Source organism: Hymenobacter yonginensis, from assembly GCF_027625995.1.
GTDB lineage: Bacteria > Bacteroidota > Bacteroidia > Cytophagales > Hymenobacteraceae > Hymenobacter > Hymenobacter yonginensis.
Genome location: NZ_CP115397.1, coordinates 161,145 through 182,599, shown reverse-complemented (window position 1 = coordinate 182,599; position 21,455 = coordinate 161,145). Strand labels below are relative to the sequence as shown.

Below are 21,455 nucleotides of genomic sequence, written 5' to 3'. Positions count from 1 at the left end.
GCCCGCTAGAGCACCTGCGGGATGGTAATGCGGAACTGCAGCCGCCGGCCCTGCCAGTGCGCGCTGATGCTGCTGTGGTGCAGCGCCAGAATGCGCCGGGTGATGGCCAGGCCCAGGCCGCTGCCCTCACTGCGCCGGGCGGCCTCCCCCCGGTAGAACCAGTCGAAGAGTCGTTCGGCATCGGTGTCGCTGCTGCGCTCGGTCTCGTTTTCCAGCACCAGCAGCACCTGGTTTGGCTGCTGGGTTAGGTGCAGCAGGAACTCGGAGTCGGGGGCGGCATATCGGACGGCGTTTTCAAACAGGTTTTCCAGTGCCCGCACCCAGTAATGGTGGTCGATGGCCAGCACCACGGTATCGGGGGCCAGGACCAGCCGGACCCGGATGCCCCGGCGCTCAAACAGAGGCGTGAAGTCGCCGGCCAGCTGCCGCAGCAGCATGGCTACGTTGGTGGGCACCGGCTGCAGCAACCCCCGTTCCGAGAGCGTGCTGAGCTGGCTGTACTCGAACAGGCGGTTGATGCGCGTATTGAGCAGCAGGGCTTTGCGGTGGGCGGTGGCCACGTAGTGCTGCGGGGTTGGGTCGCCGTGCAGGCCGGGGTGGTGCTGCAGAAGGTCCAGGTAGCCCAGAATGGACGTGAGGGGGCTTTTGAGGTCGTGCGACAGGCTGGTGATGAGTTCGTAGCGGGCCTGCTCGTTCTGGCGCTCCTGGGCCATGTGGCGGGCCAGCTGCCGGGCCATTTCGTTGATGCTGCGCGCCACGGCCCCCAGCTCGTCGTGGCCGGCCTCCGTTACCTGGCCCTCAAACCGGTTGTCCGCCATTTCCTGCACCTGCCGGGCCAGCTGCCGCAGGTAGCGGATGCGGGGGCGCTGCAGCAGCAGAAACACGCCGCAGAACACCAGCGCCGATAGGCCGCCCACGGCCCACACCTGCCACAGGTAGGTATCGAGAAACTGCTGAAAATATTGAGGGTAAGGAGTCTGTACCAGCAGGTAGCCGCCGGCGTCGGTGAACTGCACCGGGAAAAAGAGCAGGCTGTCGTGCTCGGGCACAATCACGTTGTTGGGCTGCAGCTTACGGCGCAGCTCCCGTTGCAAGTCCAGCTGGCGGGCCGGTTCGGCCGGGTACAGCTGGCGGCCATACAAATCCACCAGGTACACGTCCGTGGCGGTTGTGCCGGGTAGCAGCTGCCGCACGCGGGCAACCAGCCGGCGCTGGGCTTGCCTGTCGGCCTGCCGCGCCGGGGGCACCTGCTGCAGCGCGCCGGCCACGCGCCGGTAGGTTTGCTGCTCGTCGCGCAGGTGCTGCAGCTGCCCCTGCATCTGCCGGTGCAGCAGCGGCAGATGCAGCACGAACACCAGCGTGCCACTGCCCAGGCTCAGCAGCACCACCGCCAGCAGCTTCCAACTCAGCGACACGCGCATCCGGGCCCACATACGCTGCCGCATTACATTTTGTAGCCGAAGCCCCAGACCGTTTTCACGTACTGCGGCGTGCGCGGCTCCGGCTCGATTTTCTGCCGCAGATGCGCAATGTGCACCATCACTGTGTTATCGGCCACCAGGTAGGGCTGCTGCCAGATGGTTTCGTAGATCTTCTCGATGCTGAACACGTACCCGCGGTTGCGGGCCAGCAGCAGCAGGATCTCAAACTCCTTGGGCGTGAGCCGTACCGGCTGCCCGGCCACCGTTACCTGGTGCAGGTCCGTGTCGATGCGCAGCTCGCCGATGGTGACCACGGCCGCCGGGGTGGCGGCGTTGTAGGTCAGGTAGCGCCGCAGCTGGGCTTTCACCCGGGCCAGCAGCTCCAGCGAGCCGAAGGGCTTGGTGATAAAGTCGTCGCCGCCCAGCGTCAGGGCCTTGATCTTGTCGATTTCGGCCTGCCTGGCCGACAGAAACAGTACGGGCATGGTGTACTGCTCGCGGATGCGGCGGCACACGTCGAAGCCGTCCGTTTCATCCAGCATGATATCCAGCACCACCAGCTGCACGGAGTGCGCGCTCAGCTGCTGCAGGGCTTCGTCGCCCGTGGCCGCCTGCAGCGTGTGCAGGCCGTCGCTTTGCAGGTAGATGGCAACCAGCTCGCGGATTTCGGCTTCGTCATCCACAATGAGTACGGTGGGGGGCATAGGAAGAGGGATAAGCGTGGTAGGATGCAACGCAGGCCGGCAAACAGGGTTACTCACTGGTAAGGCCCTTTGCTTGCGTACTGCGTCATCAGTAGTTGGGATTTTTCAGATACCTATCGAACAACTCGATAAAGGCGCTCTAACTACTCTGTACTTCTGTCTACATACTTAGTAGAACAGGTCCAGCTCGGTGGAGAAGTAATATACCGGCCGCTGGCCGGGCACCAGCTGCGTATTGGCCCGGATCTTGAGCGGCAGCAGCAGCTGGGCCGGCAGCCGCAGCCAGATGGGAAGCTCATAGTAGCGAATGCCCACCAACGAACCCAGCTGCAGGCCGACGCTGGGAGCCAGCAGGGTCTTGAGCGGGGCCTGTTCTTCTTTGTACACGCCGGCCTGCAGGTAGGAATACAAGCCGGCAAACCGGCGGGGCGCCAGCCAGTAGTCGGCGTTCAGGCTGAGCCCGCCTTTCACCGTGTAGGTTTTGCGCGGGCTGCTTTCCGGCCGCTGGATGCGGCCCGTGGTGTACACCAGCGTGGGCCGCACCTGGTAGTTGCCGAAGCGCTGGGTGCGCGTGACGGGGTTGTACTGGTAGCGGTACACGAACGGGGAGGTCTGGAGGCGGAATTCGGTGTCGGCGTAGTACGTGTCCTGCGAGAAGACCACGTTGCCGATGCCGATGCTCAGCGAATTGCCCACCCGGCTGCGCTCGAAGCGCTGGTTGTCCAGCAGCTGGGTACGCTGCTGCAGCTCCGGCAGGTTGGCGGCCTGCGGCAGGTAGCGCGCAATGGGCGTATTGAACGGGACGGGAATCAGGGCCAGGGCCTGGAAGTGCTGGCGAAAAAAGGGCCCCAGCTGTTCTTTCTGGGTTGGCAGCTGCGCCCGCCAGGCAAGAGGCCGGCCTTCTCGGGCTGCCTGGAACGCCTGCCACACCTCCCGCAGCGAGAGGCTCACGGCCTGCACCGCCCGCTCCGACTCGGGCGTGAGGTCGGGGTAGGCAATAGCCTGCAGGGTAGGTGCCTGCTGCCAGCTGCCGTGGGTCTGGTTAAAGGAGCCGTCGCCGTAGGCCCGCCAGGTTTCGCCCTGCAGGTTGGCTACTTCCACGCCCTTGCGGTTGTAGAGGTCGTGCAGGGCCTTGTTGTTGGTGAAGGAGGCGAATACGTTGCGGTTCACGACCATGTGGCCGGCAGCAAAGCTGTCCTGCAGAAAGTGGTCGGCAAAGCTGTTGTAGATCACCGCGTACGACAGATACCGGTCGGCGGCAACCGGGTCGGTGGCCAGCAGCTGGCCCGCGCGCTCGGCCAGCTGCAAGGCCATCAGGTGGCCCGAAACGTACATATTGAGCACGTTTGTGCGGGACAGCTCCTGAAAGGCCGCCGCCGCCCGGGCCGGGTCCAGGGCCGCCTCCAGCCGGGCCGCGTCAAAGGCCGTGAAGTGCCAGTCGAACGCGCGGCCGTAGTGGAAGAAATGGGAGAAGTTGGTCAGGGCCAGCCGTAGGTAGTTGTTGTCGAGGCGGGCCAGGTCGTTGTCGGCGGCGGCGGTCTGGAAGGTGCGCAGGGCCTGATTGTGCAGGGCCAGAATCTGGTGTAGGCGCGACTGTTCGTAGCGCAGGCCCTCTTCCAGCTCCAGCGGGTTCTCGGCATGGTCACCGGCCAGCCCGTTGAGCGCCCCGTAGCTCACGCGGTTTGGCCCCGCCGACAGGCGCTGCAGCGTGTAGGCCTGCTCCGTGCTGTCGTAGACCACGCCGCCGTGCGTGGCGGCCCAGGCCCGCGTCTGCTCCGGGGTGCCCAGTTGCCGGCTGGCAACCAGCCAGCGCATAAACGTGGCAAAGCCCTGGTCACCGATCAGCCGGTGCTCCCCGTAGTGGTAGGCGTTTGCGGGCCGCGCAAACAGCAGCAGCAGCAGCACGGCAGCCAGCTGCCGCAGAGTGGTAGCAAAGGGTTTCATGGTAGAGGTCTGGACAATTGGCGTGGTGAATAAGGGGGGACAGGTATCCTTCTGCCACGGCAGCATTACTTATCCCGTTGCCGGGTATTAGGCGGTGGCCTCCGCCTCATGGCGCGCCGCGTAGGTCAGCACAAAGGCCGGCGGGAAATTGAGCAGCACCCGCGACTGGCGGCACAGCGTGAAGCATTCGTCGAACAGCTTCTTTTTGCGGGTGGTGTACTGGAAAAGCACCAGCTTGCCTCCCGGCCGCAGCAGGCGGCGGGTGGTGCCCAGAATCTGGCGTGACACCTGCCGCGGCAGCGAGGCAAAGGGCAGCCCCGAAACGACGTAGTCGGCCGCCGGCAGCCCGAGCTGGCGCAGGCATTCCCCCGCCCGGCCCGCCGAGCCGTGGATGATGTGCACGTGGGGCACCCCGCTGTAGCGGGCCCGCAGCAGCCGGCAGAAGGCCGGATTCGCCTCGATTGCCACCACGACAGTGCCCGGCCGCCGCTGCCGAATCAGCACATCGGTGAATACTCCCGTGCCGGGGCCGTATTCCACCAGGCAGTGGGCCCGGTCAAAATCAATCTGGGCGGCCATGCGCCGGGCCAGATGCGCCGAGCTGGGGGCCAGCGCGCCCGTCATGGCGGGGTGGTGGAGGTATTCCTTCAGGAAGGATAGCAGCATGCCGGTTGTAGCCGTTGGTTCGCTGCAAAGCTCTGCCCCATTTGTTAAGCCCCGGGGCCGAAACTTCTTAAGAAATCTTAAGTGCTCGGGCTGGCATTGGATAGACTGGCATGCACACGGTCACCAGCATTTAACCTTTATACCAAACTTTTAACCAAAGCCCATATATAGCCACTACCGTGGGGTGAGTTTACGTTATAGCAAACCACTGATGTATCCATAGGCATCTTCCACTTGCTTAAAAATCACAATCAATATTCAAGGCAATACATGGGGAAGTACCACACCGGCATCAAGTCGCGCTGGGAGATCAAAACCACCACTATTCTAAGAGGGCGCTTATAACGGACATTATGTGAAGGGACGCAACCGCGATAGGGGAGGAGCGAGTGGGCCCAGACCCGGAAAAGTCTTGTTTTTTCTGAGGCCCCAGCGTTCCTGATCACCGTTTTGCTGAACGACAGCAGGCGATTCAAGGCTTTTTGGGTCTTGATTGAATCCCTCACCCCCTAGCTATATACCCGTGTGAATCAGGTGTTGCCCAATGGGTTCGCCCTTTTATTTTTCTCATGCGAAAAATAAATCTGGGGATTCTCTAAGGATTCCGCGCTTTCCTCGACTAATGGGGAAATACCCAGCATCTTGAAAGAGCAGTTCCTTCTACTCATCGAAACCCAGCAGGGCCTTCTCCACAAGGTCTGCAACCTGTACGGCAACTCCCAGCAGGACCGGGAAGACCTTTTCCAGGATATTGTGCTCCAGCTCTGGCGCTCTTACCCCACGTTCCGGGGCGGCGCCAAGGTCACTACCTGGCTGTACCAGGTTGCTCTCAACACCGCGCTCACCCGGCTGCGGAAGGAAACCAGAACCGAGCGGTTCGTCGAGCTGGGCCCCGAGGCCTTCCAGGTGCCGGCCGTGGAGGGTGGCCCCAGCGAGGAAATGGCGGCCATGCACCGGGCCATCCGGCGGCTCTCCCAAGTGGACCAGGCCCTGACCCTGCTCTACCTGGAGGACTGCAGCTACCGGGAGATGGCCGAGGTGCTGGGCATCTCGGAGACGAACGTGGGCTACAAACTCCACCGAATCAAAAGCCAACTACGAACACTCATCAGCCTAGCCTAACATGGAACTGGACGAATTCAAAAAAAGCTGGGATGCCCCCCGCAGGGAAGGAGCTGAACCGGGGAGGCATACCCGTGCGACCTTGGAGAGGATCATAGAACGGAACACCAGCGCTTTGGGGGAGTTGCGGGAAAAGAGTGCCTTCTGGAACCGGATCGGCGGGTGGAATGCCGCCCTGCTGCTTCTGCTGACGGTTGGTTACTTAGCTTGGAACTACCACCGGGGCCTGGGAGGGAGCGCCCTGGCCGTGAAGCTTCCCTTGGTCGCCGTCTTAGTAGGTTTCGCTCTGTTCTCCGGGTGGACCTACCGCCGACAGGAAGAGATCTTCTCGGAGAATACGGTTGCCAGCTCGAGGGAAGCGCTCCGCCGCACCCTGACAGCGTTCAACAAGTATTACCGATTCACCAACGCCGTCTTTCTGGTGGTCTCCCCCGTGGCCTTTTACGCGGTGTTTGAGCTGCCCAGCCTCGGACTACCTTTTGCTACCAGTAGCCTGGCTTCCGTGGCCCTGACTGGTTTTTCCTTCCTGATTAGGTATTGGTATTACCGGGCTGTTTTTTTCAGCCGCATACAGGCCATGGAATCCAACCTGCGCGAACTGGAAGAGGCCCCCGGCGTCTAAGCCACGCTGGGTGAGAGCGGGTGAGGCGTAGCCTGTTCCCCGGCAGCGTCCACAAGGGGCGCAGTCGGAAGCCCAGCCAGCCATACCCCAACCAAAATAGTTTCACTTGTCAGCATACTCTTTCCAAATCACTAGTATCCAACCCCCACCCCGTTCAACATGAAACAACTTCTATTCGCTCTGGCCTTGGTAGTTAACTGCCTCGTAGCCCATGCCCAGCACTTCGAGGGCAAAATCGTGTACCGCAACACCTATCAGAGCAAAACCCCTGGTCTCTCCGATGCACAGCTCACCGCTCTGATGGGCGACGTGCAGAACTGGTACATCAAGGGTGGCGATTACCGGTCCGAGCTCAACGGAACGCAGGTGGCCTGGCAGTTGTACCGGAACAGCGAAAACAAGCTGTACAGCAAGGTCGCCGGTTTGAACAAGCTGCTCTGGAATGACGGTGCCGTGAACCCCGACAGCGTGCTGAGCACCACGCTTCGCACAGGCGCCACGACGATCATGGGGTATACCTGCGACGAGTTGACGCTGGTGTGCCGCAGCGGGGTGCAGAAATACTACTTCAGCCCGCGGCTGCCGGTGCAGCAAGACCTGTACAAAGCGCACCGGTACGGCAACTGGTATGCCTACCTCTCGCAAGCGGGTGCGGTGCCGCTGAAGATGGTGATCGAAACCCCTCAGTTTAGCCTGGAAAGCGTGGCGACCGGGGTACACCCGCTGAAGCTGAGCAACACATTCTTCGTGCTCCCCGCAGAGGCGCAGACCATGAAGAGCCCTTACTAAGACCGCAGAGGGTCTGCTTGCAAACGGGCGGCTGTGCACCCTAGTGTGTACAGCCGCCCGTTTGCAGGCAGACCCTTTTGACTAAACATTAAAGGGCCCTTGTTACAGCTGCTGGCTGTTGCCACCTGTCGCCACAAACTGTCTGCCGTTGTCGGTAATAAAGTAACGTAGTCGACCCGCTACTTCCTGGCTCTCCATCAATCCCGCAGCATGTAACGCGTCGAGTTCTCGCCGCAAAGACCGACCGTTCAAGCCTTCCGTGGTGCTCACCGCGCGGTCCAATTGGTACCAGTACCACTTGCCATCGTGTTCCTGGATGTAGGTGAGCAAAAACAAAGGAAATTGAAGGTCCTCCATCTTGATGCGAACGCGTTGAAAACGCGTTCAAGTAACGCTCGTTTCGCCTAATCACCGTTTTTCTAAACGCGTGTGCCATGCTGTTGCCTTATCTTGTTCCTTGCCTTTACCTATTTCTACCTCAATGCGAAAGTCCCTGTTATTTCTGGCTACAGTCGGCCTACTCTTTTCCTGCAAGAAAGAGGCAGAAACGCCGGTTGCTTCCCCCTCTAAGGCCGACCTGCTCACCCGCCGCCCATGGCGAGAAGTCGGGCACACCCTGACCCTTTCTGGTTCAAATCAAAAAGCCTTCACTGGAGGCAATGTTTTCGATGCTCGGCCCGCCTGTTGGCATGATGACTTTCTCAGGTTTGAGCGCAACACTACCCTTTTGCTTGATGAAGGCCCCTCGACCTGCGCCCCGGGCGACCCTCAACAGCGGGTGTATACGTGGAGTTTTAGACCTGGAAGTGACGAGTCGCAGCTAATTGCGGCCTTGCCCCATCCCTTCACTGCGGGCCAGTCCAACGTGTACGATATTACCGAATTGTCCGAATCAACGCTAACCGTGCGTCAGCGCCAGTCAACTTTGCAAGGCCAGCAAGTTGAGGAAATTTGTTACTCGGCTTTTTAGCCAACACGCTGCTAGGTTATATATCCCTCAGGACGCTCGTTAAACTGAATTGCCGCGTTTAGGCCACGACCATTCTTGAACGAGTGGACGCTGTCTGCTAACATTGCTTCACGCCACAATCAAATGAAAAAACGTCTGCTCTGGTGGTTTGTGCTGCTGGCTTTCCCCATGTGTCAAACACCTAGCAGCGAGCAAGTGTCGATGAATAATTATGAGAGTGACGACATTCCGAAGCTGCAACAAGCAGCCTACAATGGCAACGTGGAGGCCTATCAACGATTGCGAATTATCGCCTTGGATTTCTCCCCCGGCACTGAATTCCTCTACGACGCGCTAATGATGGCCAACAAAAACTATTATCCGCCGGCGTACCTGGATGTGTACCATGACATCTACAAAGAGTGTGAAATGAACGGAGCGCGCAGCTTTCACGACCTGGACAAGGAAACGCAAGCCTTGCTGCGGCATTATCTCACGAAAGCAGCCGCGAAAGGAATGCACGAAGCGGATACCATCCTGCTGGAAATAAAAAAGGGACCTCCCGTTCAACCAGCAGAGAGCAATATGTAACCGGATGTTCACATGGCTGGCCCGTCGGGAGAACATACTCCAATTCCTCCTCTAACCAAACAGCGCGTTTAGGCCACCACCGTTTTCCTGAACAACCTCTTAACATCTACCATTGAGTGGCCCTAGCTTTGGTTATGCAACGACATCGTGCTTTATGGACCTTGGGGGGACTACTGACGGCCTGCACGCCCGAAGATGGATTGAACTGGGACCACCCGGATACTTCATTTACCTTCTACCCGACGGCGGCCGGTCTCTTGCGAGCGAAGAATACGAACGGAGAGGGGGTTCGCACGCTCACCTTCTTTCCTGTCAGTGGCGGGGATCAGCAAGAAATTACAATGCACAACGAAGCCTTTGTGGTTCGCAGTTGGGTGGGCAACGTCGTTACGGTCAGTTACCGCACTAATTACAAAGAACTGTTCCTGCCATGGTTCAGGGGCCGCAATAACAAGCCCACTACCATAGGCGGGCAGACTCTCCAGTACACCTACGAGGTCATGACCCAGTCAAGTGTGCTGTCCACGGTGCAGGTGGACTCGCTGCCCGTAGACAAAGCGCACGGCCACATTGGTTTTTTCTACCACGGCAAGCAGCTTGGCACGCACCCCATACCGCTCGTGAAATTTTACGTTGACCGGGCAGAAGTCTTTTCCTCCACAACCTATTCGGTGTACGAGTACCACCCTCTCAATGAAGAGTTGATTAGCAAGTGCATATTCAGCCTGACAAGGGAATACAACTAACGCTCGTTTAACGTCGGACCGTTTTCGTGAACGAACTTCTTTTCGTTACGCTCCCCATAAGCGTTGGTAAAACAACTGGACTTCCTGGCGCAATTCTTCCTCACTGATTTCCCAAGAAGATTCGGGGTGTTCCTCGTAGCAATCGCCACTAGTGAAGAGACGGTTCATCATTTTGTGAAATTGCTCTTGTCTCGGCGCCTGCTCTGGCAAAGGCGTACCCCACGCTACGTCGCGGTCGTGCTTCCATTGCTTCATAAAGGCCGAAATGTATTCGTCCACCGTCAGGCGGTTGCTCAGGTAGTCCGCTAGAATGGGTTTGTAATCCGCTTCATTCATAGCCGCAGGGCAAGTAAAGTAGTTTGGAGGAAAAGTAGGGAACCAATAGACGTCCGCTTAAGCCTGAACTTATGCTCGTTTCGCCGAATCACCGGTTGGCTACCCTTTCTTTTTCGCCCTAGGCGGCGTGTTTTCCTGGTAAAAAGCGCCCCGTAGGCTGACGAAGGTGGTGAGGCCTTGCTGCAGGAAGTAATCGCTGGCTTGGTCCTGGTCAGCCGGCTCGTCCGGGACGCGGCCGTCAGCAAAGAGCTTGAGTTCGGCCCCGGAGGCCAGCGTCAGGACGAGGTCCCCGCCGGATTCTACCCGTGCCCCGGCGAGCGTTTCCCTTTGATGGGCGGCTAGGGCCGCCGCCAAGTCCTCTTCCGCGTCTCGCCAAGTGCAGGTGATGGTCCCGGCCCGCAGCAGCTTCCAAGCGCAAAACACCATCAGGTGGTGCTCCTCCCTGGTGGGCGCCCGCAGATTCATGGTAAAAATGGAGCCCGTCCCGGGACCCGCGTGAGTGGTTTGAATGGTCGTGCCGATGAGCTGCTCCACGGCGGCGGCAAAGACGGATTCACTTATCAGGTGCATGGTCCAAGATAGGCTCCCGATCGCTAGTTTTGCTAGAATCACCGTTTGGGTGAACGTCTTGGCTACAGTTGGGAGCATTTGCTTGTTAGTACCCAGTCGTTGCTTGATTCATACTAAATTATTGCGGTTTTGAAGTAAATAGTATCCCTTTACGAGTGACAGGAATAGAAAAAAGGCAGCAACCCAGGGAATTATCCACAGCAAAGAAGCAATGGCAATTGCGATCAGAATCGGACTATAATAACTCAGTATGCTTTCCGTATTGGAGTGAGGTGATCCGTCCGTTAAAAATATACTTCCTGCAAGGAGTACAAGCAGTATGGCCAGCAAGAGGGCAGTTCTGCGTAAGGTTCGGTTAATGCGCTGTTCTTGCAACATACTGGCAAGGGTGTATAGGGTGTTGTCAAGTTTTAAGCCTCGTTTCGCCGAATTACCGTTTTCGCGAACACCGAATATTTGGCAGATAGATGAGCTTAAAAGTGTCCTTTTTGCTCTATGTAGTGGCACCCGTCTTCGGCTACTTAACCTTGAGTGTACTACTAGGGTATCGGCTACACCAATCCCAGCAGTGGACTACATGGGGGCTGGTTGGCGTTGGAATTGCCTTACTGTTTGGCTTGGTATTGTTGAGCGCAGCTATCTTATTCCTATTCTTGGCCTATCACCCAATGGACCCACCGGGGAGCTAATAGTGAAGCAAGCCTAGTTCCGATCTCCGACCGTTTCAGTAAACTGCTAGAGTAGGCAGTGCTTACTTCGCTGTTCGACTGGTGTCCCACCACCGATTATTTTCTTGCGCCGCATGTCTTTCCGTTCCACGCTCGCCACCTTTGAACACCAACTCGTTGTGGCCGGGTATCCGGTCGCACAGTACTGGAACGCCGGCCTGGAAGCGGGCACGGTGCGCGACCTGTTTGCCGCAGCCGGCGTTGTCCCCACCCCAGAGTTGCTCGCGCTTTACACGTGGAAAAACGGCCAGTCGTACGAGGGCGGGCTAGTGGGAGAGTTATGGGTCGGCGCACCCGGGGTCTTTTACCCGTTGGAAATGGCCATAGAAGAATATGCCCTGAACCAAAAAGAGCACTTCTATGAGCCCCACTTTTTTCCCCTGTTTGACGACACGTTGTTGCTCAACCTGGACCCGCAGAGCCCGCATCACGGGCGCCTGTACCGCTGGTGCCCAAGCCTGCTACTCCTCACGCCCGAGCGGATGTATGATTCGCTGGAGGCTATGCTGGCCACCTTGACGGCCTGCTTTGCGCAAGGCGTTTACTGGTACAATGCCGACGGCTATTTTGACTATGATATGGACGCCGAAGGTGTCTTAGCCAAGGCGCTCAACCCACACGCCACCTACTGGCAAGCGGAAGACGCCGGGAATACCATCAACTTGAACTAGAACGCCCGTTTTGCTGGAATCCCCCCTTCTCCTGAACTACTGCAGCCTTGGTATCACTACTTCTTGGCAAAGAGCTTTCTAAGTTTTTCGAATAGGCTGATTCCTTCCGAATCGTTAAGGTCTTGTTCGATTTTGCCCCCGCTCCATGTCCAGAATTCGTCATGGGCCAGGAATAAATTCAAGTCTCTCAAATCCTCTTCGGTCGGCTCAACAAGATGCCACCCTATGTCTTCCAGCCACTCTTTAACGGTTCTTGGTTCACCGTATACATCCCCATATTGGCGCCAAAATCCATATAAAGCTCCTGAGCTAGTCTTTCTGAGTGTTGTTTCGGGCAGAAAGCAAAATTCCAGGTAAGTCATAACCTGGTTGGGTGGCCAAGCCCTTCCTTCATGGCTTGTGCCCATATCACTGCACCATTGCGCGAAACTTCTTGGCTCCGGGTCAGGATAGGGCTTCATTTACAGTCGGCTTTTCAAGCACAATCAAACTTAACGCTCCTTAAACTGAATTGCCGCGTTTATGGCGGGACCGTTTAACCAAACTCGGACACCCCTCGGATTTCACCCGTTTATGAAGGCATTCTTGCCAATAGCCAAACTCATTTTGATTGCCTTTTTGCTACTCGCATCATTCATGCGGGTCAACTTGGCGGCCTTGCAAAAGGACCAGGACGTGCTCACCACGGTTGTGGAAGTCCGTGGGTTGAGCACCGCCCCTTTGAAAAAGAGGCAAGCGCAATTACACCGGCAAAGCAACGGCTGCAATGCCCTGATATTTGCGACCCTAGCGGCCATCACGGGCTTGCTTGTTTACGAGCATAGACGTTCGGCGAATCAAACGCAATAAAACGCTCCTTCGATTGAACGGAGCGCGTTTACGGCAGTACCGTTTGAGTGAACTTCCCCATAAACAGTAGTTACGGCAAGACGAAGCCTGTATTTTGCTCGTTTCTTGGTACCCTCGCTCCTCAGGGCGTGTCCTGTGGGCTGGTCCAGTAGTTGGGCCGGCGCGGCCGGTCTGGAAACTCCACTGCGTCGTTAACATGGTTGCATTGGTCGAAGGCGTCTTTCAGCAACCACCCCTGTAGCGTGTCCGTCCAAAGTTCGCCGTAGATGTCGGCATGCGGACGTCCGCGACCTGGAGGAAGCGGCGACAGGAGATACACCGGGTTCGTGTGCCCGTCGAGCACAAGGAAATAGAAGTTGACAAGGGGAAAAACGAACGGAATGGCCGCTTCCCGCATCCGGTCGGTGGTCAGTCCCTTGGCAGCCAATACCTGGGCGATGCGCCGCTGGATGTCGGGCAGGTGCTCGGGGTAGGAAGGGTACAGGGGAGCATAGGTATAGGGCAGGCCGCTTTGCCCGTACACGTTCACCCCCGGGCGGTCCGTCCCGTTCATGAGCCGGTAAAAGGCGCGTAATTCTTCCGGAAACGCAAACCCAAGGGCCGCTTCAAAGGCCGCCAGTTCCGATTCGGTCAGGCCCGGCCGCCACTTGGTGCCCGGTTGGTGCTGCGTCCCGTAGGCATCAAGGTCCAAGCACATGTTGGCAAAGTGGCGCTCGCTGCGGTCTTTGAACCACACCATGAATTCGCGCGGGTCGGCGGGGTATTCCATAACACAGTGCCGGAAGAGACCAGCAGCCAATAATAGGCTGAATATACCATTACTGGCCTGCCCGTGGGAGCAACAGTGCAGTGGGTAGCACAGCCTTTCGGAGTGTTGACTACCTCCTTCGGCTCTTCTCCTACATTTCAAGCGACTGCCAATACCAGTGGCAGCGTTACACTGCGGGCTACTGTTTCCGGTAATTGCGGGAATTTTGTAGTCACGCGCACCATCTACGTAGGAGCACCGCCGGCAGCGGAACTGCAGGCTCCTTCCGGTCTGGACGGATGCAATACATTCGCTGGTTCCTTTCAAATCACCAATCTCAATCCAGCGTTTACCTACTCTGTTAGTGCCGGTGGTTCGTTGCGTCTGTTTGGAGGATTCAATGCCTCTACAGGTACCATTAATGTGAAAGTTGGGGCTCAGACAGGCGCAGGCTATGTAACTGTGGTCACGCAAAACGCGTGTGGCTCAACCACCAGTTCGCAGACCATCGACGTGCCCGGCTGCTCAACCGGTACCCGCTTTGCCGTCTACCCCAATCCCGCTCAAGATGAGACGACCGTTGAAAATCTAGCGGCACCAAGTGAAGCATTTGATGTCGTGCTCTATAACGGCCAGGGTAGACTTATATATGAGAAACGGGCTGCCCGAGGAAAGGTACGCTTACCACTGCGAGAATTGCCTCCAGGCCTCTATCACTTGCATACTGGCAACGGTCGTCAAAAAGAAACACGCACTTTACAAGTTACACGCTAGACACTAACTCCGAAGAGTTATACGAGAATGGCAAAGCCTATCATGCTGACACGTGGTAGGCTTTGCCAGTCTTAATTTTAAAATATAATTCTTAGCGTGTAAATCCGCCCCGTTGGAAGAAGAACCCCATACTGCGAAAAACACGGTAGAAAGTGTACGTAGCATGATAAAACCAGAAGCCAGAGAATTTAAGTGGACCTACCTAGGTAGTCGTGCAGAGCACAACTGCTGGCAGGTGGTGGACATCAATTGCTGTAACCTCTTGCTTGTTAATCAGTACCTACGCAAGTGAAACCATCGAAACAGGCACTTCTAGCCGAACTCACGGCCGCCTTATCTCCCCTGTTGCCAACTACTGCGTCTGGAAACATTCCGCCAAGGATTGCACAGGCAGTAGAGAATCTGGCCGATAGCCTTTTACGCTGGCAGGCAAACCAGCACCTTGGCCCAAGACTTACGGCCCGTATGGGCAGTTCGTCTGAGTCAGACCAGTTGACGCAGCTGATGAGCAGCCCCTTGCACGAAGACGAGCAAGACACAGCCCCTTTGAAAGCGCCTTTGCCGGCATCGCCACCAGTGCCAGCCACCGCACGTGAAAGTTCAACAACAGTGCGTAAACGGCGGCCGCGGCTAGGGGGCTCGCACTAACGCCTTTACATAAACATGTTCTGCTCCTGCGGCTCACGTTCCCGCTCAATCATGCCAATGGTACCCTCGCGCTTGTTGCGATGCAGGTAGTTTTCCTCCACTGCCACGCCTTCTGACTGTCGTGCCTGTGTTAGAACTACGTTGATGCTTTTCATGGTTGGGTGTTATGAAACGAATAAGAAAATACCTTCTAGTCTGAGGTATTTAATAATACCCTAAATGGAGCATGTTTCCCGTCGGAACGTTTGAGTGAACATGTCACGTCCCCTTACTGCAAAAGAGCATTTTTTAGTCACGTTGCTCCTCACGGGCACGGCTTATGCTGATCAATTATTGCCCTGTTTATCCGAGCAGCGGGTGACGGAGATGGGCGACGGGAGCATGGGAAGCGTGCAGTTCTACCCGCCCAGCGTAAACGCAGAACGCCGTTTTGGCGACGCCGTGGCCGAGGTGTGGCTGAAAGATGAAGACGGCATGTCCGTGTTGGTCACTTTACTCGTGGACCAACACGGCCAGCTCCACGAATTGGATGTCTGGAAAGTCGACTTTTCTCCTACCGTCAACTTGCAGATACCCTCCTGCAACTAACCACAGTACGTTTACCTGGGCACTCTTTTCGTGAACGTGGGCAATATTGAGTCTATGAGAGAATTTACCGAACCAGAAGCCTTACAACTCCTAGCCTTTATGAATAAACTGGTCGTGGGCTTAGACCGTCTCGGGAGCCGTTACCATCTAAGCCCTGAGGACCAAGCATGGACGATGGCTTATGTGTTCTCGCGGGGCGTATTCAAAGAAGCGGCTCATGTGCGCAGCATGATTCACAGCAAATACAAGCAAGAGTTGGAGAAAGGGCAAGACCAGGATGAAATAGAGCAACTCCTAGCAGACCTTCAATATTGGAAAATGCCTACTCCCAAGCAATTGGAGCTATTCAAGCAAAAACGGCGGAAAGAGTAGGCATGGAGTAACCCTCGTTTTAGCGATTCCGACCGTTTTCCTAAACCCATCTTTCCACCCTACCACTGGTAGTTCCAGCGCCGACGGGCCCAGCGGGCTAAGTAATGTATTACCGGGTGTGCGCTGCTATCCTGAAAGTGGCCCCCGGCAAACACTTTCCCAGCTGGTGTCACGGCCAGTGCCTGCACCGTGTTAATGGCGGGAGCCGGCGCAGCAAGCCCTAATCGCTGCCACCTGTGGCCGTCCCAGCGTAGCAGGCGAGGGTGGGCGCCCATGGAGTCCTCCAACTGACCGGCCGCATACAAGCGGCCATCAGCAGTTGAAGCTAAGACGTAGATAGCAGAGTAGGGGTAGAGCCCGCCCGGCCCGAAATAGTGCCAAGCGCGGCCATCCCAGCGCGCCACCGTGCTGGCGGTATCACCGGGGACCGATTCGTAGCTCTCGCCCCTGCCGGCGGCACAGAGCGTGCCATCAGGCAACACAGCCAGCGCGTGTACGACACCGGGTATGCCGGACCCCATTTCAGTGCCGAGGTAGTTATGGGCCGTGCCAATCGTCACCCAGGCACGGCCGTCCCAGCAGGCCACGCGCCCGCGCACATCCGGATTGGCGCGCTGCCCGCTCCAGAGGTCGCCGCCCGCGTACACCCGGCCATCCGCCGCGGCAGCTAGCGCGTGAACCGTGCCCGGCACACCGTGGCCAGGTACGGTCCAGGTACGGCCGTCCCAGCGGGCCACACTACTGGCCGTGGTATCGGCAGGGTAGGCAGTAGCAGCATACTGAAAAGTTCCCCCAGCATACAGCGTGCCGTCGGACGCGAGCGTCAGGGCGAATACGACGCGGTGTCGGGGCGACTCGCTTACGTAGGGCTTTTGGAAAGTACGCGTATAGATGCGGCGCTGATACGTGTCCCAGCGCCGCTCTGCCTGCTCATCGAGCTGGAAAGAAATGGCCTCCTCTAAATGTAGAAAGTTGCCGACGGGGTTCCAGCGGCGGCCGTCCCAGCGGGCGAGGCAGGTGGCGGCTACCTGGCCGGCCCGGCTAAATTCACCGCCCACGTACACGTCGCCGTTGGGCGCGACGGCGAGCGCTCGTACGATGGACTCGTGCTCGTGCTTGCGGCCGTTGTAGTAATCATAGCGGTAGGGTTCACTAATACCATTGTCACTGCCGCTTCCCAGACTATGCCAGCGACGGCCGTCCCAGCGGGCTACGTTGCGGGCGGCTACCCCCCCGACAGCCGTAAAGCGGCCACCGATGTAGAGGTTGCCCCGGGCCCAGACCATCGCCAAAACTTCCCCGTTAGTACCCTGCGGCATCTCGAAACCTGGCTGCCAGGACGAGTCGCTTAGGGGCAGACCGCTCAGTGCTAAGTTGGGGTGAGGTCCTCCCAACACCATCAGCCCAAGTAGCAGGTATAGGAGAGATGGGTGTTTAAAGGTTAACATACCTAACTGATGCTGGAGCCGGCCTTTTTGCATAAGTGCCCGCGTAAAGATTCGCTCGTTTTGGCGAATCCGACCGTTTGAATGAACTCCGTTCGTAGCTACCTGCGCCCGTAAATGTGGGTGGATTCCTCACCACCTTTGGGTATGACCACACCGGAACGATTAGCAGGCTGTGTCTTGGCCGGCGCCATTGGGGACGCTTGGGGCAGTGGTTTCGAAAACCTGCCCAAAGGGCCGGACCCGACGACCTTTTATCTGCAGCCCCCGCCTACCCGGCGACCCGTGTGGCAGTTGACGGACGATACCCAGTTGACTCTGGTTACGTTGGAAGCCCTGTGCCAGGGGCCGCGTCTGGCGCCGGCAACGCTCGCCAACCACTTGGTGGCGGCCTATGCCCAAGGCAGGCTAACTGGGTTGGGCGCAAGCACCTTAAAAGCCCTGCGGGAGTTGCAGGCCGGCGGGCACTGGAGCCGCGTAGGGCGCGAAGGCGAATACGGGGCGGGCAACGGCGCGGCGATGCGTATCGCCCCGTTTGCCTTCTGGCCAGAGTACGACCGCGCTGAGCTCCACGACTTCTGCCACATTACCCACCGCCACGTCGACGCGTACGTGGGCGCCTTGGCCGTAGTGTTAGCCCTGCGGGCGGTGCTTTCCAAACAGTGGACGGGCCCGGAATCGCTGCTTGACCTACTGGTGCCGCAACTCCCGGACACGCGGTTGCGGGACCGGCTCCTGGAAATACAAGCCTTGCCGGGCTCTCCTGCCATTGCCGACGTGGCTCGGCTGGGTACGAGCGGGTACGTGGTGGATTCAGTGCCATTTGCCTTGTTCTGCGCGGCGCAGGTGCCGCGTTTGGGGCTCAGCCAGACGTTCGCAGCCATCATCGCAGCGGGGGGCGATACCGACACTAATGCTTCACTGGCGGGCCAAATCGCCGGCGCCTTGCTTGGCCCGCACCATCTCCCCCCGGAACTGCTCCAAAAGCTTGCTCGGGTAGACGGCTACGCATGGGTAAATAACGTGCTCCAGATTGCCCAGCAGCACGTTGTTTAATACCCTCGTTTCGCTATTCCGACCGTTTTCTTATGTTCTCGATGATTCGGCCGCTCTGCTGTGTTCTGCTACTTATCGCTGGGGGCTGCGCCTATAAATCGGTTACTCAACTGGTCGAGGAAGGCGAAGAAACTACCGAAAGGAAAGCTATTCGGCTATACACTCACGCTCTTGCTAATGAGCCCAGCAACGTGCTGGCACTTTGGCGGCGTGGCAACGAATACGCCAAAACTAACCAACCGGAAAAGGCTATTGCGGACTTTACCCAAGCCATTGCTTTGGAGCCAACCTACAACAGCGGGTATCTTTTTGGTGACCGGGGCGAAGTATTAGAGGCAACAAACCACCTGCCCGAAGCCATCCGTGACTACACCACCGCCCTGGCGGTCTGCCTCCCAACCCGCTCACCCGATTTGCCCTCTACCCCCATGGAGAACTTTTACTTTTATCGGGGACGGGCACGGTTGAAGGCTGGGGACACAATCGCCGCGCTCGTTGATACCGACAGCGCCATATACTACTACCACAAGTTCCCAAGAGCCCGTTTTCAACGTGCCCGTTTGGCTGTAATACGCGGGGACTATGACCAAGCACTGGCGGATTATGAAGTGGGAGGATTGGGGCCGTATGACACGCAGTTTCCAGACTATGCAGACGACTTCTTTTACATGGGCTTGTTAAAGTTTAACCGACAGGATACAAGCTATTGTACTTGTTGGGCTGCTGCTGCACGCTATAACCATCAACGAGCGAAGGCCTACCTCGCGAAGTACTGTAATACAGGCGGCAGGAAGGGACAAAAAAAGCAACGCTGATTTGCCTCAACCACCCTTTACTTGAACGTGCTAATCATTTCTTATGCTCGTACGCTGTACTATTGACCACCCCGACCCGATCCTGCACGACGAGTGGCTCAGCCGCTGGGCTAACGGCAGTGCCCTGGAATTAACGCAGGGAACCTTATACCCAGTGCTCGCAGTGTCTCGGTACGAGGGGCAGTATTTTGTGTTCGTGCTAGGAGATGAATCCAACCGTTACCCGCTCGCCTTTCCGGCCGCTTTGTTTGACCTAGTCGACGGGCGGCTTCCAGACAGCTGGGACAGAGCCGAAACCCGCGTGGCGGCGGTAGCCGAACTTAACCTCGGCGAGCGGCAAATATGCAGTTTCGAGCCTTGGGCCCAGGCGGAAGATGCGTTTTACGAACAGCTACTCGATGAGGACCCCGTCGCCCTCCGACGCTTTGAAGCGTACCGCGATTCTATTCTAGCTGGTTAACCCCTCCTAATTTTGAACGGGCCTAAGTTTAGGGCAGGACCGTTTTCCTGAACGTGCGTCAGAACTGAGGCGTACCTTTTCTGCTCCTAAACCGCGGGGTTCCCTGATGACCATCGACACGATTCACAACCTGCTCGCCGCGCATGGCTGCCAGGTACGCCTGCTGCTACGGCAAGCAACGGCCCCGTCAGACTGGTCCGCGTGGGTGTCAGAGCCCGTCATGGGCTACATTGAGATGTTCACCACGGGGCCATGGCGAACCGAAGAAGTGGAATGGCTCGAAATCAACCCCGTGGCGACCACCTACGTGGGCCGGTTGGTGCCCGAGCGGCGGACTGACCATCGGGCAGCGCTCGAAGCCGGCTTAACCGCCGCTGGCTTACCGTGGGAGTCGGCCGGACACTACTTGAGGGTATGCCTTCCCCTTAAACTACCGGCATAACCTGAACCCTCGTTTTAGAGATTCCGACCGTTTTCCTAGTCTAGGGGAGCGGATAAACCACGACTTTATCCTTGTAATAAAAGGTGGCAAATACCAGATTCCAGCGGGTTGTTTGGGCAAAGCGGCGATCGACTACTTGTTGCCAATCCGGAGAGAAGCCGGGCAAATAGGCGACCAGTCCCTGCTGAATAGCCGCGTATCCTGAGACGTTCTCCCACGTGGTATCGGTTTTCAGGACGCGGCCGCGGGCGTGGACAAACAAATAGTAGGTGTTGTCGTTAATTTCGTCCCCGCCCTCTAGTTTGGCTGCCTCGACGCGGGTAATGTCCGACCAAGTGGCCACGCATCGGCTATCGGGCAGGTGGATGCCGGTTGCGGTGCAAACGTAGTGGGGGCGGTGGGGAGTGAGGCACATTGGACTAGGAATGGGCAGTAAATCTATCACTCCTTCCTTTTGAGCTGCTGCGTTTACCTTCGAACCCTTTTCTTGAACTGGAATGGGGAGAATTAGCTTGCCGCCTTTCTACTTCGTACTCACAGCCGCAAATGCTCAAGTAATTACGCTATGCTGGCAATCCAACGCTTCGAAGAATCCTTTGCCACTTTCATTGAAGTGGGATACGGGAACGTGTTTGTGAACAACAAGTGGAAATACGACTATGCCCAATACCGTGCAAGCAATCATGCCGTTTGGAACGCGCTGCTTGAATTGCTGACCGCAACGGGCGTTAACTATGATGATTTCATCGAGCAGGAACTGCTGGCTTGGTCAACACCTGCCAGCACGGGCAATCCGCTGGCGTTGCCCTTCACGGATGCCTTTCTGCCGCTCTATGCGAATGAGCGCCACAAATACACCTTTCTCATCAATTGCCTTCAAATCCAGGAGCCGGAGAAAGACATTTCCGCGGCGCTAATCCAAGCGTGCTACTTCGTGATGGGCAACTCCCCAGAAGAGGACATGGGCCTAAACAACCTGCTCGAATTTTTGGGCAATTACCCGAACCCAGCCGCTGTTTCCTTGATTGCTTTCCTCGTGCCCTTCATCACCACCGAATGGTACGTTCAAACCCGAGATTTTTCGTTTTCGCTGCACCACGTGCTTGCTGCCAACCCTGGGCCCGAGGCTACCCACTTGGAGCACCAGTTGGCCCTGCTTCAACAGGCCACTGACAAGGAATTTAACGTTCGGTAGCACGATAGCACGGGTTGACTATTCCTCTCGTTTTGGCGAATCCGACCGTTTCCGCGAACTACTTTGCGCTACAACACTAGACGCAGCTGACACAAATTTCTAACCGTCACGTGAAGCATAGCAAAGTCCGACCTAGCCCAGGAGCATCTGTCATGCAAGCCCTCGTAGTCCTGTGGTTACTCGGGGCTTGTCAACGCCCCGCCA

Annotated in this window: 28 protein-coding genes; 16 read left to right on the top strand and 12 right to left on the bottom strand. The window is 57.5% G+C overall.

All coding sequences use genetic code 11. The features are described 5' to 3' along the window. Positions 1-5 precede the first annotated feature (5 nt). The 4 genes from O9Z63_RS20855 to O9Z63_RS20840 form a co-directional block, all read right to left on the bottom strand. Positions 6-1,433 carry a sensor histidine kinase gene (locus O9Z63_RS20855; RefSeq protein ID WP_270129400.1) on the bottom strand — a complete coding sequence of 476 codons (1,428 nt, stop codon included), beginning with the start codon at positions 1,431-1,433 and terminating at the stop codon, positions 6-8. A gap of 11 nt (positions 1,434-1,444) precedes the next feature. Then, entirely contained in the window at positions 1,445-2,125 is a 681-nt protein-coding gene (locus O9Z63_RS20850) for a response regulator transcription factor (RefSeq protein ID WP_270129399.1), read from the bottom strand. Between the two features lie 168 nt (positions 2,126-2,293). Beyond that, positions 2,294-4,069, bottom strand: coding sequence for a hypothetical protein (locus O9Z63_RS20845; RefSeq protein WP_270129398.1), 1,776 nt, complete (start codon positions 4,067-4,069; stop codon positions 2,294-2,296). Positions 4,070-4,156: 87 nt separating this feature from the next. Continuing rightward, complete coding sequence (locus O9Z63_RS20840) at positions 4,157-4,735, bottom strand: class I SAM-dependent methyltransferase (protein WP_270129397.1); 579 nt, start codon at positions 4,733-4,735, stop codon at positions 4,157-4,159. A 642-nt stretch (positions 4,736-5,377) separates the two neighbouring features. Between O9Z63_RS20840 and O9Z63_RS20835 the strand changes: the two genes are divergently transcribed. The 3 genes from O9Z63_RS20835 (at position 5,378) to O9Z63_RS20825 (ending at position 7,268) form a co-directional block, all read left to right on the top strand. Then, entirely contained in the window at positions 5,378-5,857 is a 480-nt protein-coding gene (locus tag O9Z63_RS20835; RefSeq protein ID WP_270129396.1) for an RNA polymerase sigma factor, read from the top strand. 1 nt (position 5,858) lies between these two features. Next, a complete protein-coding gene (locus O9Z63_RS20830; RefSeq protein WP_270129395.1) occupies positions 5,859-6,479 on the top strand; it encodes a hypothetical protein in 621 nt (206 codons plus the stop codon). A gap of 159 nt (positions 6,480-6,638) precedes the next feature. Next, on the top strand, positions 6,639-7,268 hold the full coding sequence (locus tag O9Z63_RS20825; protein WP_270129393.1) for a hypothetical protein: 630 nt from the start codon (positions 6,639-6,641) through the stop codon (positions 7,266-7,268). A gap of 102 nt (positions 7,269-7,370) precedes the next feature. On the opposite strand, the gene O9Z63_RS20820 is transcribed toward O9Z63_RS20825, so the two are convergent. After that, entirely contained in the window at positions 7,371-7,598 is a 228-nt protein-coding gene (locus O9Z63_RS20820) for a hypothetical protein (RefSeq protein ID WP_270129392.1), read from the bottom strand. Between the two features lie 151 nt (positions 7,599-7,749). Here O9Z63_RS20820 and O9Z63_RS20815 point away from each other — a divergent pair, with 151 nt between their 5' ends. The 3 genes from O9Z63_RS20815 to O9Z63_RS20805 all read left to right on the top strand — a co-directional run bounded on the left by O9Z63_RS20815 (position 7,750) and on the right by O9Z63_RS20805 (position 9,554). Continuing rightward, complete coding sequence (locus O9Z63_RS20815) at positions 7,750-8,238, top strand: hypothetical protein (protein WP_270129390.1); 489 nt, start codon at positions 7,750-7,752, stop codon at positions 8,236-8,238. A gap of 123 nt (positions 8,239-8,361) precedes the next feature. Beyond that, complete coding sequence (locus tag O9Z63_RS20810) at positions 8,362-8,808, top strand: hypothetical protein (RefSeq protein ID WP_270129388.1); 447 nt, start codon at positions 8,362-8,364, stop codon at positions 8,806-8,808. A gap of 134 nt (positions 8,809-8,942) precedes the next feature. Continuing rightward, positions 8,943-9,554, top strand: coding sequence for a hypothetical protein (locus O9Z63_RS20805; RefSeq protein WP_270129386.1), 612 nt, complete (start codon positions 8,943-8,945; stop codon positions 9,552-9,554). A 45-nt stretch (positions 9,555-9,599) separates the two neighbouring features. Here O9Z63_RS20805 and O9Z63_RS20800 read toward each other — a convergent pair whose 3' ends face one another. After that, complete coding sequence (locus O9Z63_RS20800) at positions 9,600-9,890, bottom strand: colicin immunity domain-containing protein (RefSeq protein WP_270129385.1); 291 nt, start codon at positions 9,888-9,890, stop codon at positions 9,600-9,602. Between the two features lie 99 nt (positions 9,891-9,989). After that, positions 9,990-10,460 (bottom strand): hypothetical protein, encoded by a 471-nt coding sequence (locus tag O9Z63_RS20795; RefSeq protein WP_270129383.1) that lies wholly within the window; start codon positions 10,458-10,460, stop codon positions 9,990-9,992. A gap of 802 nt (positions 10,461-11,262) precedes the next feature. On the opposite strand from O9Z63_RS20795, the gene O9Z63_RS20790 reads away from it, so the two are divergent. Continuing rightward, positions 11,263-11,859, top strand: a complete 597-nt coding sequence (locus tag O9Z63_RS20790; RefSeq protein ID WP_270129381.1) for an SMI1/KNR4 family protein — start codon at positions 11,263-11,265, stop codon at positions 11,857-11,859. 56 nt (positions 11,860-11,915) lie between these two features. On the opposite strand, the gene O9Z63_RS20785 is transcribed toward O9Z63_RS20790, so the two are convergent. After that, complete coding sequence (locus O9Z63_RS20785; RefSeq protein WP_270129380.1) at positions 11,916-12,221, bottom strand: hypothetical protein; 306 nt, start codon at positions 12,219-12,221, stop codon at positions 11,916-11,918. Positions 12,222-12,432: 211 nt separating this feature from the next. Here O9Z63_RS20785 and O9Z63_RS20780 point away from each other — a divergent pair, with 211 nt between their 5' ends. Then, positions 12,433-12,708: a hypothetical protein gene (locus O9Z63_RS20780; RefSeq protein WP_270129378.1), complete on the top strand. Its 276-nt coding sequence runs from the start codon at positions 12,433-12,435 to the stop codon at positions 12,706-12,708. Between the two features lie 121 nt (positions 12,709-12,829). On the opposite strand, the gene O9Z63_RS20775 is transcribed toward O9Z63_RS20780, so the two are convergent. Then, positions 12,830-13,477: an SMI1/KNR4 family protein gene (locus O9Z63_RS20775; RefSeq protein WP_270129376.1), complete on the bottom strand. Its 648-nt coding sequence runs from the start codon at positions 13,475-13,477 to the stop codon at positions 12,830-12,832. 105 nt (positions 13,478-13,582) lie between these two features. Here O9Z63_RS20775 and O9Z63_RS20770 point away from each other — a divergent pair, with 105 nt between their 5' ends. Then, a complete protein-coding gene (locus O9Z63_RS20770) occupies positions 13,583-14,230 on the top strand; it encodes a T9SS type A sorting domain-containing protein (RefSeq protein WP_270129374.1) in 648 nt (215 codons plus the stop codon). Positions 14,231-14,883: 653 nt separating this feature from the next. On the opposite strand, the gene O9Z63_RS20765 is transcribed toward O9Z63_RS20770, so the two are convergent. Next, the gene (locus O9Z63_RS20765; RefSeq protein ID WP_270129373.1) at positions 14,884-15,033 is read right to left on the bottom strand and encodes a hypothetical protein; all 150 of its coding nucleotides are present in this window, start codon (positions 15,031-15,033) and stop codon (positions 14,884-14,886) included. A gap of 100 nt (positions 15,034-15,133) precedes the next feature. Between O9Z63_RS20765 and O9Z63_RS20760 the strand changes: the two genes are divergently transcribed. Both O9Z63_RS20760 and O9Z63_RS20755 read left to right on the top strand, forming a co-directional pair. After that, positions 15,134-15,466, top strand: coding sequence for a DUF6984 family protein (locus tag O9Z63_RS20760; RefSeq protein ID WP_270129371.1), 333 nt, complete (start codon positions 15,134-15,136; stop codon positions 15,464-15,466). 54 nt (positions 15,467-15,520) lie between these two features. Continuing rightward, a complete protein-coding gene (locus O9Z63_RS20755) occupies positions 15,521-15,838 on the top strand; it encodes a hypothetical protein (RefSeq protein WP_270129370.1) in 318 nt (105 codons plus the stop codon). 59 nt (positions 15,839-15,897) lie between these two features. On the opposite strand, the gene O9Z63_RS20750 is transcribed toward O9Z63_RS20755, so the two are convergent. Beyond that, positions 15,898-17,130, bottom strand: a complete 1,233-nt coding sequence (locus O9Z63_RS20750) for a ligand-binding sensor domain-containing protein (RefSeq protein ID WP_270129368.1) — start codon at positions 17,128-17,130, stop codon at positions 15,898-15,900. A gap of 300 nt (positions 17,131-17,430) precedes the next feature. Between O9Z63_RS20750 and O9Z63_RS20745 the strand changes: the two genes are divergently transcribed. The 4 genes from O9Z63_RS20745 to O9Z63_RS20730 all read left to right on the top strand — a co-directional run bounded on the left by O9Z63_RS20745 (position 17,431) and on the right by O9Z63_RS20730 (position 20,056). Further along, the gene (locus O9Z63_RS20745; protein WP_270129366.1) at positions 17,431-18,339 is read left to right on the top strand and encodes an ADP-ribosylglycohydrolase family protein; all 909 of its coding nucleotides are present in this window, start codon (positions 17,431-17,433) and stop codon (positions 18,337-18,339) included. A gap of 41 nt (positions 18,340-18,380) precedes the next feature. Next, a complete protein-coding gene (locus tag O9Z63_RS20740; RefSeq protein WP_270129364.1) occupies positions 18,381-19,154 on the top strand; it encodes a tetratricopeptide repeat protein in 774 nt (257 codons plus the stop codon). A 43-nt stretch (positions 19,155-19,197) separates the two neighbouring features. Beyond that, positions 19,198-19,614, top strand: a complete 417-nt coding sequence (locus O9Z63_RS20735; protein WP_270129363.1) for a hypothetical protein — start codon at positions 19,198-19,200, stop codon at positions 19,612-19,614. Positions 19,615-19,720: 106 nt separating this feature from the next. Then, on the top strand, positions 19,721-20,056 hold the full coding sequence (locus tag O9Z63_RS20730) for a DUF6678 family protein (protein WP_270129362.1): 336 nt from the start codon (positions 19,721-19,723) through the stop codon (positions 20,054-20,056). A gap of 40 nt (positions 20,057-20,096) precedes the next feature. Here the strand turns inward: O9Z63_RS20730 and O9Z63_RS20725 are convergent, their stop codons facing one another. After that, positions 20,097-20,471, bottom strand: a complete 375-nt coding sequence (locus O9Z63_RS20725; RefSeq protein WP_270129361.1) for a hypothetical protein — start codon at positions 20,469-20,471, stop codon at positions 20,097-20,099. 150 nt (positions 20,472-20,621) lie between these two features. On the opposite strand from O9Z63_RS20725, the gene O9Z63_RS20720 reads away from it, so the two are divergent. Further along, complete coding sequence (locus tag O9Z63_RS20720) at positions 20,622-21,251, top strand: hypothetical protein (RefSeq protein ID WP_270129359.1); 630 nt, start codon at positions 20,622-20,624, stop codon at positions 21,249-21,251. Positions 21,252-21,455: the final 204 nt, after the last annotated feature.

Bases quoted from the DNA above. Each gene is read 5' to 3' on its own strand.
- O9Z63_RS20855 (WP_270129400.1), bottom strand. From the start codon at position 1,433: ATGTGGGCCCGGATGCGCGTGTCGCTGAGTTGGAAGCTGCTGGCGGTG.
- O9Z63_RS20850 (WP_270129399.1), bottom strand. From the start codon at position 2,125: ATGCCCCCCACCGTACTCATTGTGGATGACGAAGCCGAAATCCGCGAG.
- O9Z63_RS20845 (WP_270129398.1), bottom strand. From the start codon at position 4,069: ATGAAACCCTTTGCTACCACTCTGCGGCAGCTGGCTGCCGTGCTGCTG.
- O9Z63_RS20840 (WP_270129397.1), bottom strand. From the start codon at position 4,735: ATGCTGCTATCCTTCCTGAAGGAATACCTCCACCACCCCGCCATGACG.
- O9Z63_RS20830 (WP_270129395.1), top strand. From the start codon at position 5,859: ATGGAACTGGACGAATTCAAAAAAAGCTGGGATGCCCCCCGCAGGGAA.
- O9Z63_RS20825 (WP_270129393.1), top strand. From the start codon at position 6,639: ATGAAACAACTTCTATTCGCTCTGGCCTTGGTAGTTAACTGCCTCGTA.
- O9Z63_RS20815 (WP_270129390.1), top strand. From the start codon at position 7,750: ATGCGAAAGTCCCTGTTATTTCTGGCTACAGTCGGCCTACTCTTTTCC.
- O9Z63_RS20810 (WP_270129388.1), top strand. From the start codon at position 8,362: ATGAAAAAACGTCTGCTCTGGTGGTTTGTGCTGCTGGCTTTCCCCATG.
- O9Z63_RS20805 (WP_270129386.1), top strand. From the start codon at position 8,943: ATGCAACGACATCGTGCTTTATGGACCTTGGGGGGACTACTGACGGCC.
- O9Z63_RS20800 (WP_270129385.1), bottom strand. From the start codon at position 9,890: ATGAATGAAGCGGATTACAAACCCATTCTAGCGGACTACCTGAGCAAC.
- O9Z63_RS20795 (WP_270129383.1), bottom strand. From the start codon at position 10,460: ATGCACCTGATAAGTGAATCCGTCTTTGCCGCCGCCGTGGAGCAGCTC.
- O9Z63_RS20790 (WP_270129381.1), top strand. From the start codon at position 11,263: ATGTCTTTCCGTTCCACGCTCGCCACCTTTGAACACCAACTCGTTGTG.
- O9Z63_RS20785 (WP_270129380.1), bottom strand. From the start codon at position 12,221: ATGACTTACCTGGAATTTTGCTTTCTGCCCGAAACAACACTCAGAAAG.
- O9Z63_RS20780 (WP_270129378.1), top strand. From the start codon at position 12,433: ATGAAGGCATTCTTGCCAATAGCCAAACTCATTTTGATTGCCTTTTTG.
- O9Z63_RS20775 (WP_270129376.1), bottom strand. From the start codon at position 13,477: ATGGAATACCCCGCCGACCCGCGCGAATTCATGGTGTGGTTCAAAGAC.
- O9Z63_RS20765 (WP_270129373.1), bottom strand. From the start codon at position 15,033: ATGAAAAGCATCAACGTAGTTCTAACACAGGCACGACAGTCAGAAGGC.
- O9Z63_RS20760 (WP_270129371.1), top strand. From the start codon at position 15,134: ATGTCACGTCCCCTTACTGCAAAAGAGCATTTTTTAGTCACGTTGCTC.
- O9Z63_RS20755 (WP_270129370.1), top strand. From the start codon at position 15,521: ATGAGAGAATTTACCGAACCAGAAGCCTTACAACTCCTAGCCTTTATG.
- O9Z63_RS20745 (WP_270129366.1), top strand. From the start codon at position 17,431: ATGACCACACCGGAACGATTAGCAGGCTGTGTCTTGGCCGGCGCCATT.
- O9Z63_RS20740 (WP_270129364.1), top strand. From the start codon at position 18,381: ATGATTCGGCCGCTCTGCTGTGTTCTGCTACTTATCGCTGGGGGCTGC.
- O9Z63_RS20735 (WP_270129363.1), top strand. From the start codon at position 19,198: ATGCTCGTACGCTGTACTATTGACCACCCCGACCCGATCCTGCACGAC.
- O9Z63_RS20730 (WP_270129362.1), top strand. From the start codon at position 19,721: ATGACCATCGACACGATTCACAACCTGCTCGCCGCGCATGGCTGCCAG.
- O9Z63_RS20725 (WP_270129361.1), bottom strand. From the start codon at position 20,471: ATGTGCCTCACTCCCCACCGCCCCCACTACGTTTGCACCGCAACCGGC.
- O9Z63_RS20720 (WP_270129359.1), top strand. From the start codon at position 20,622: ATGCTGGCAATCCAACGCTTCGAAGAATCCTTTGCCACTTTCATTGAA.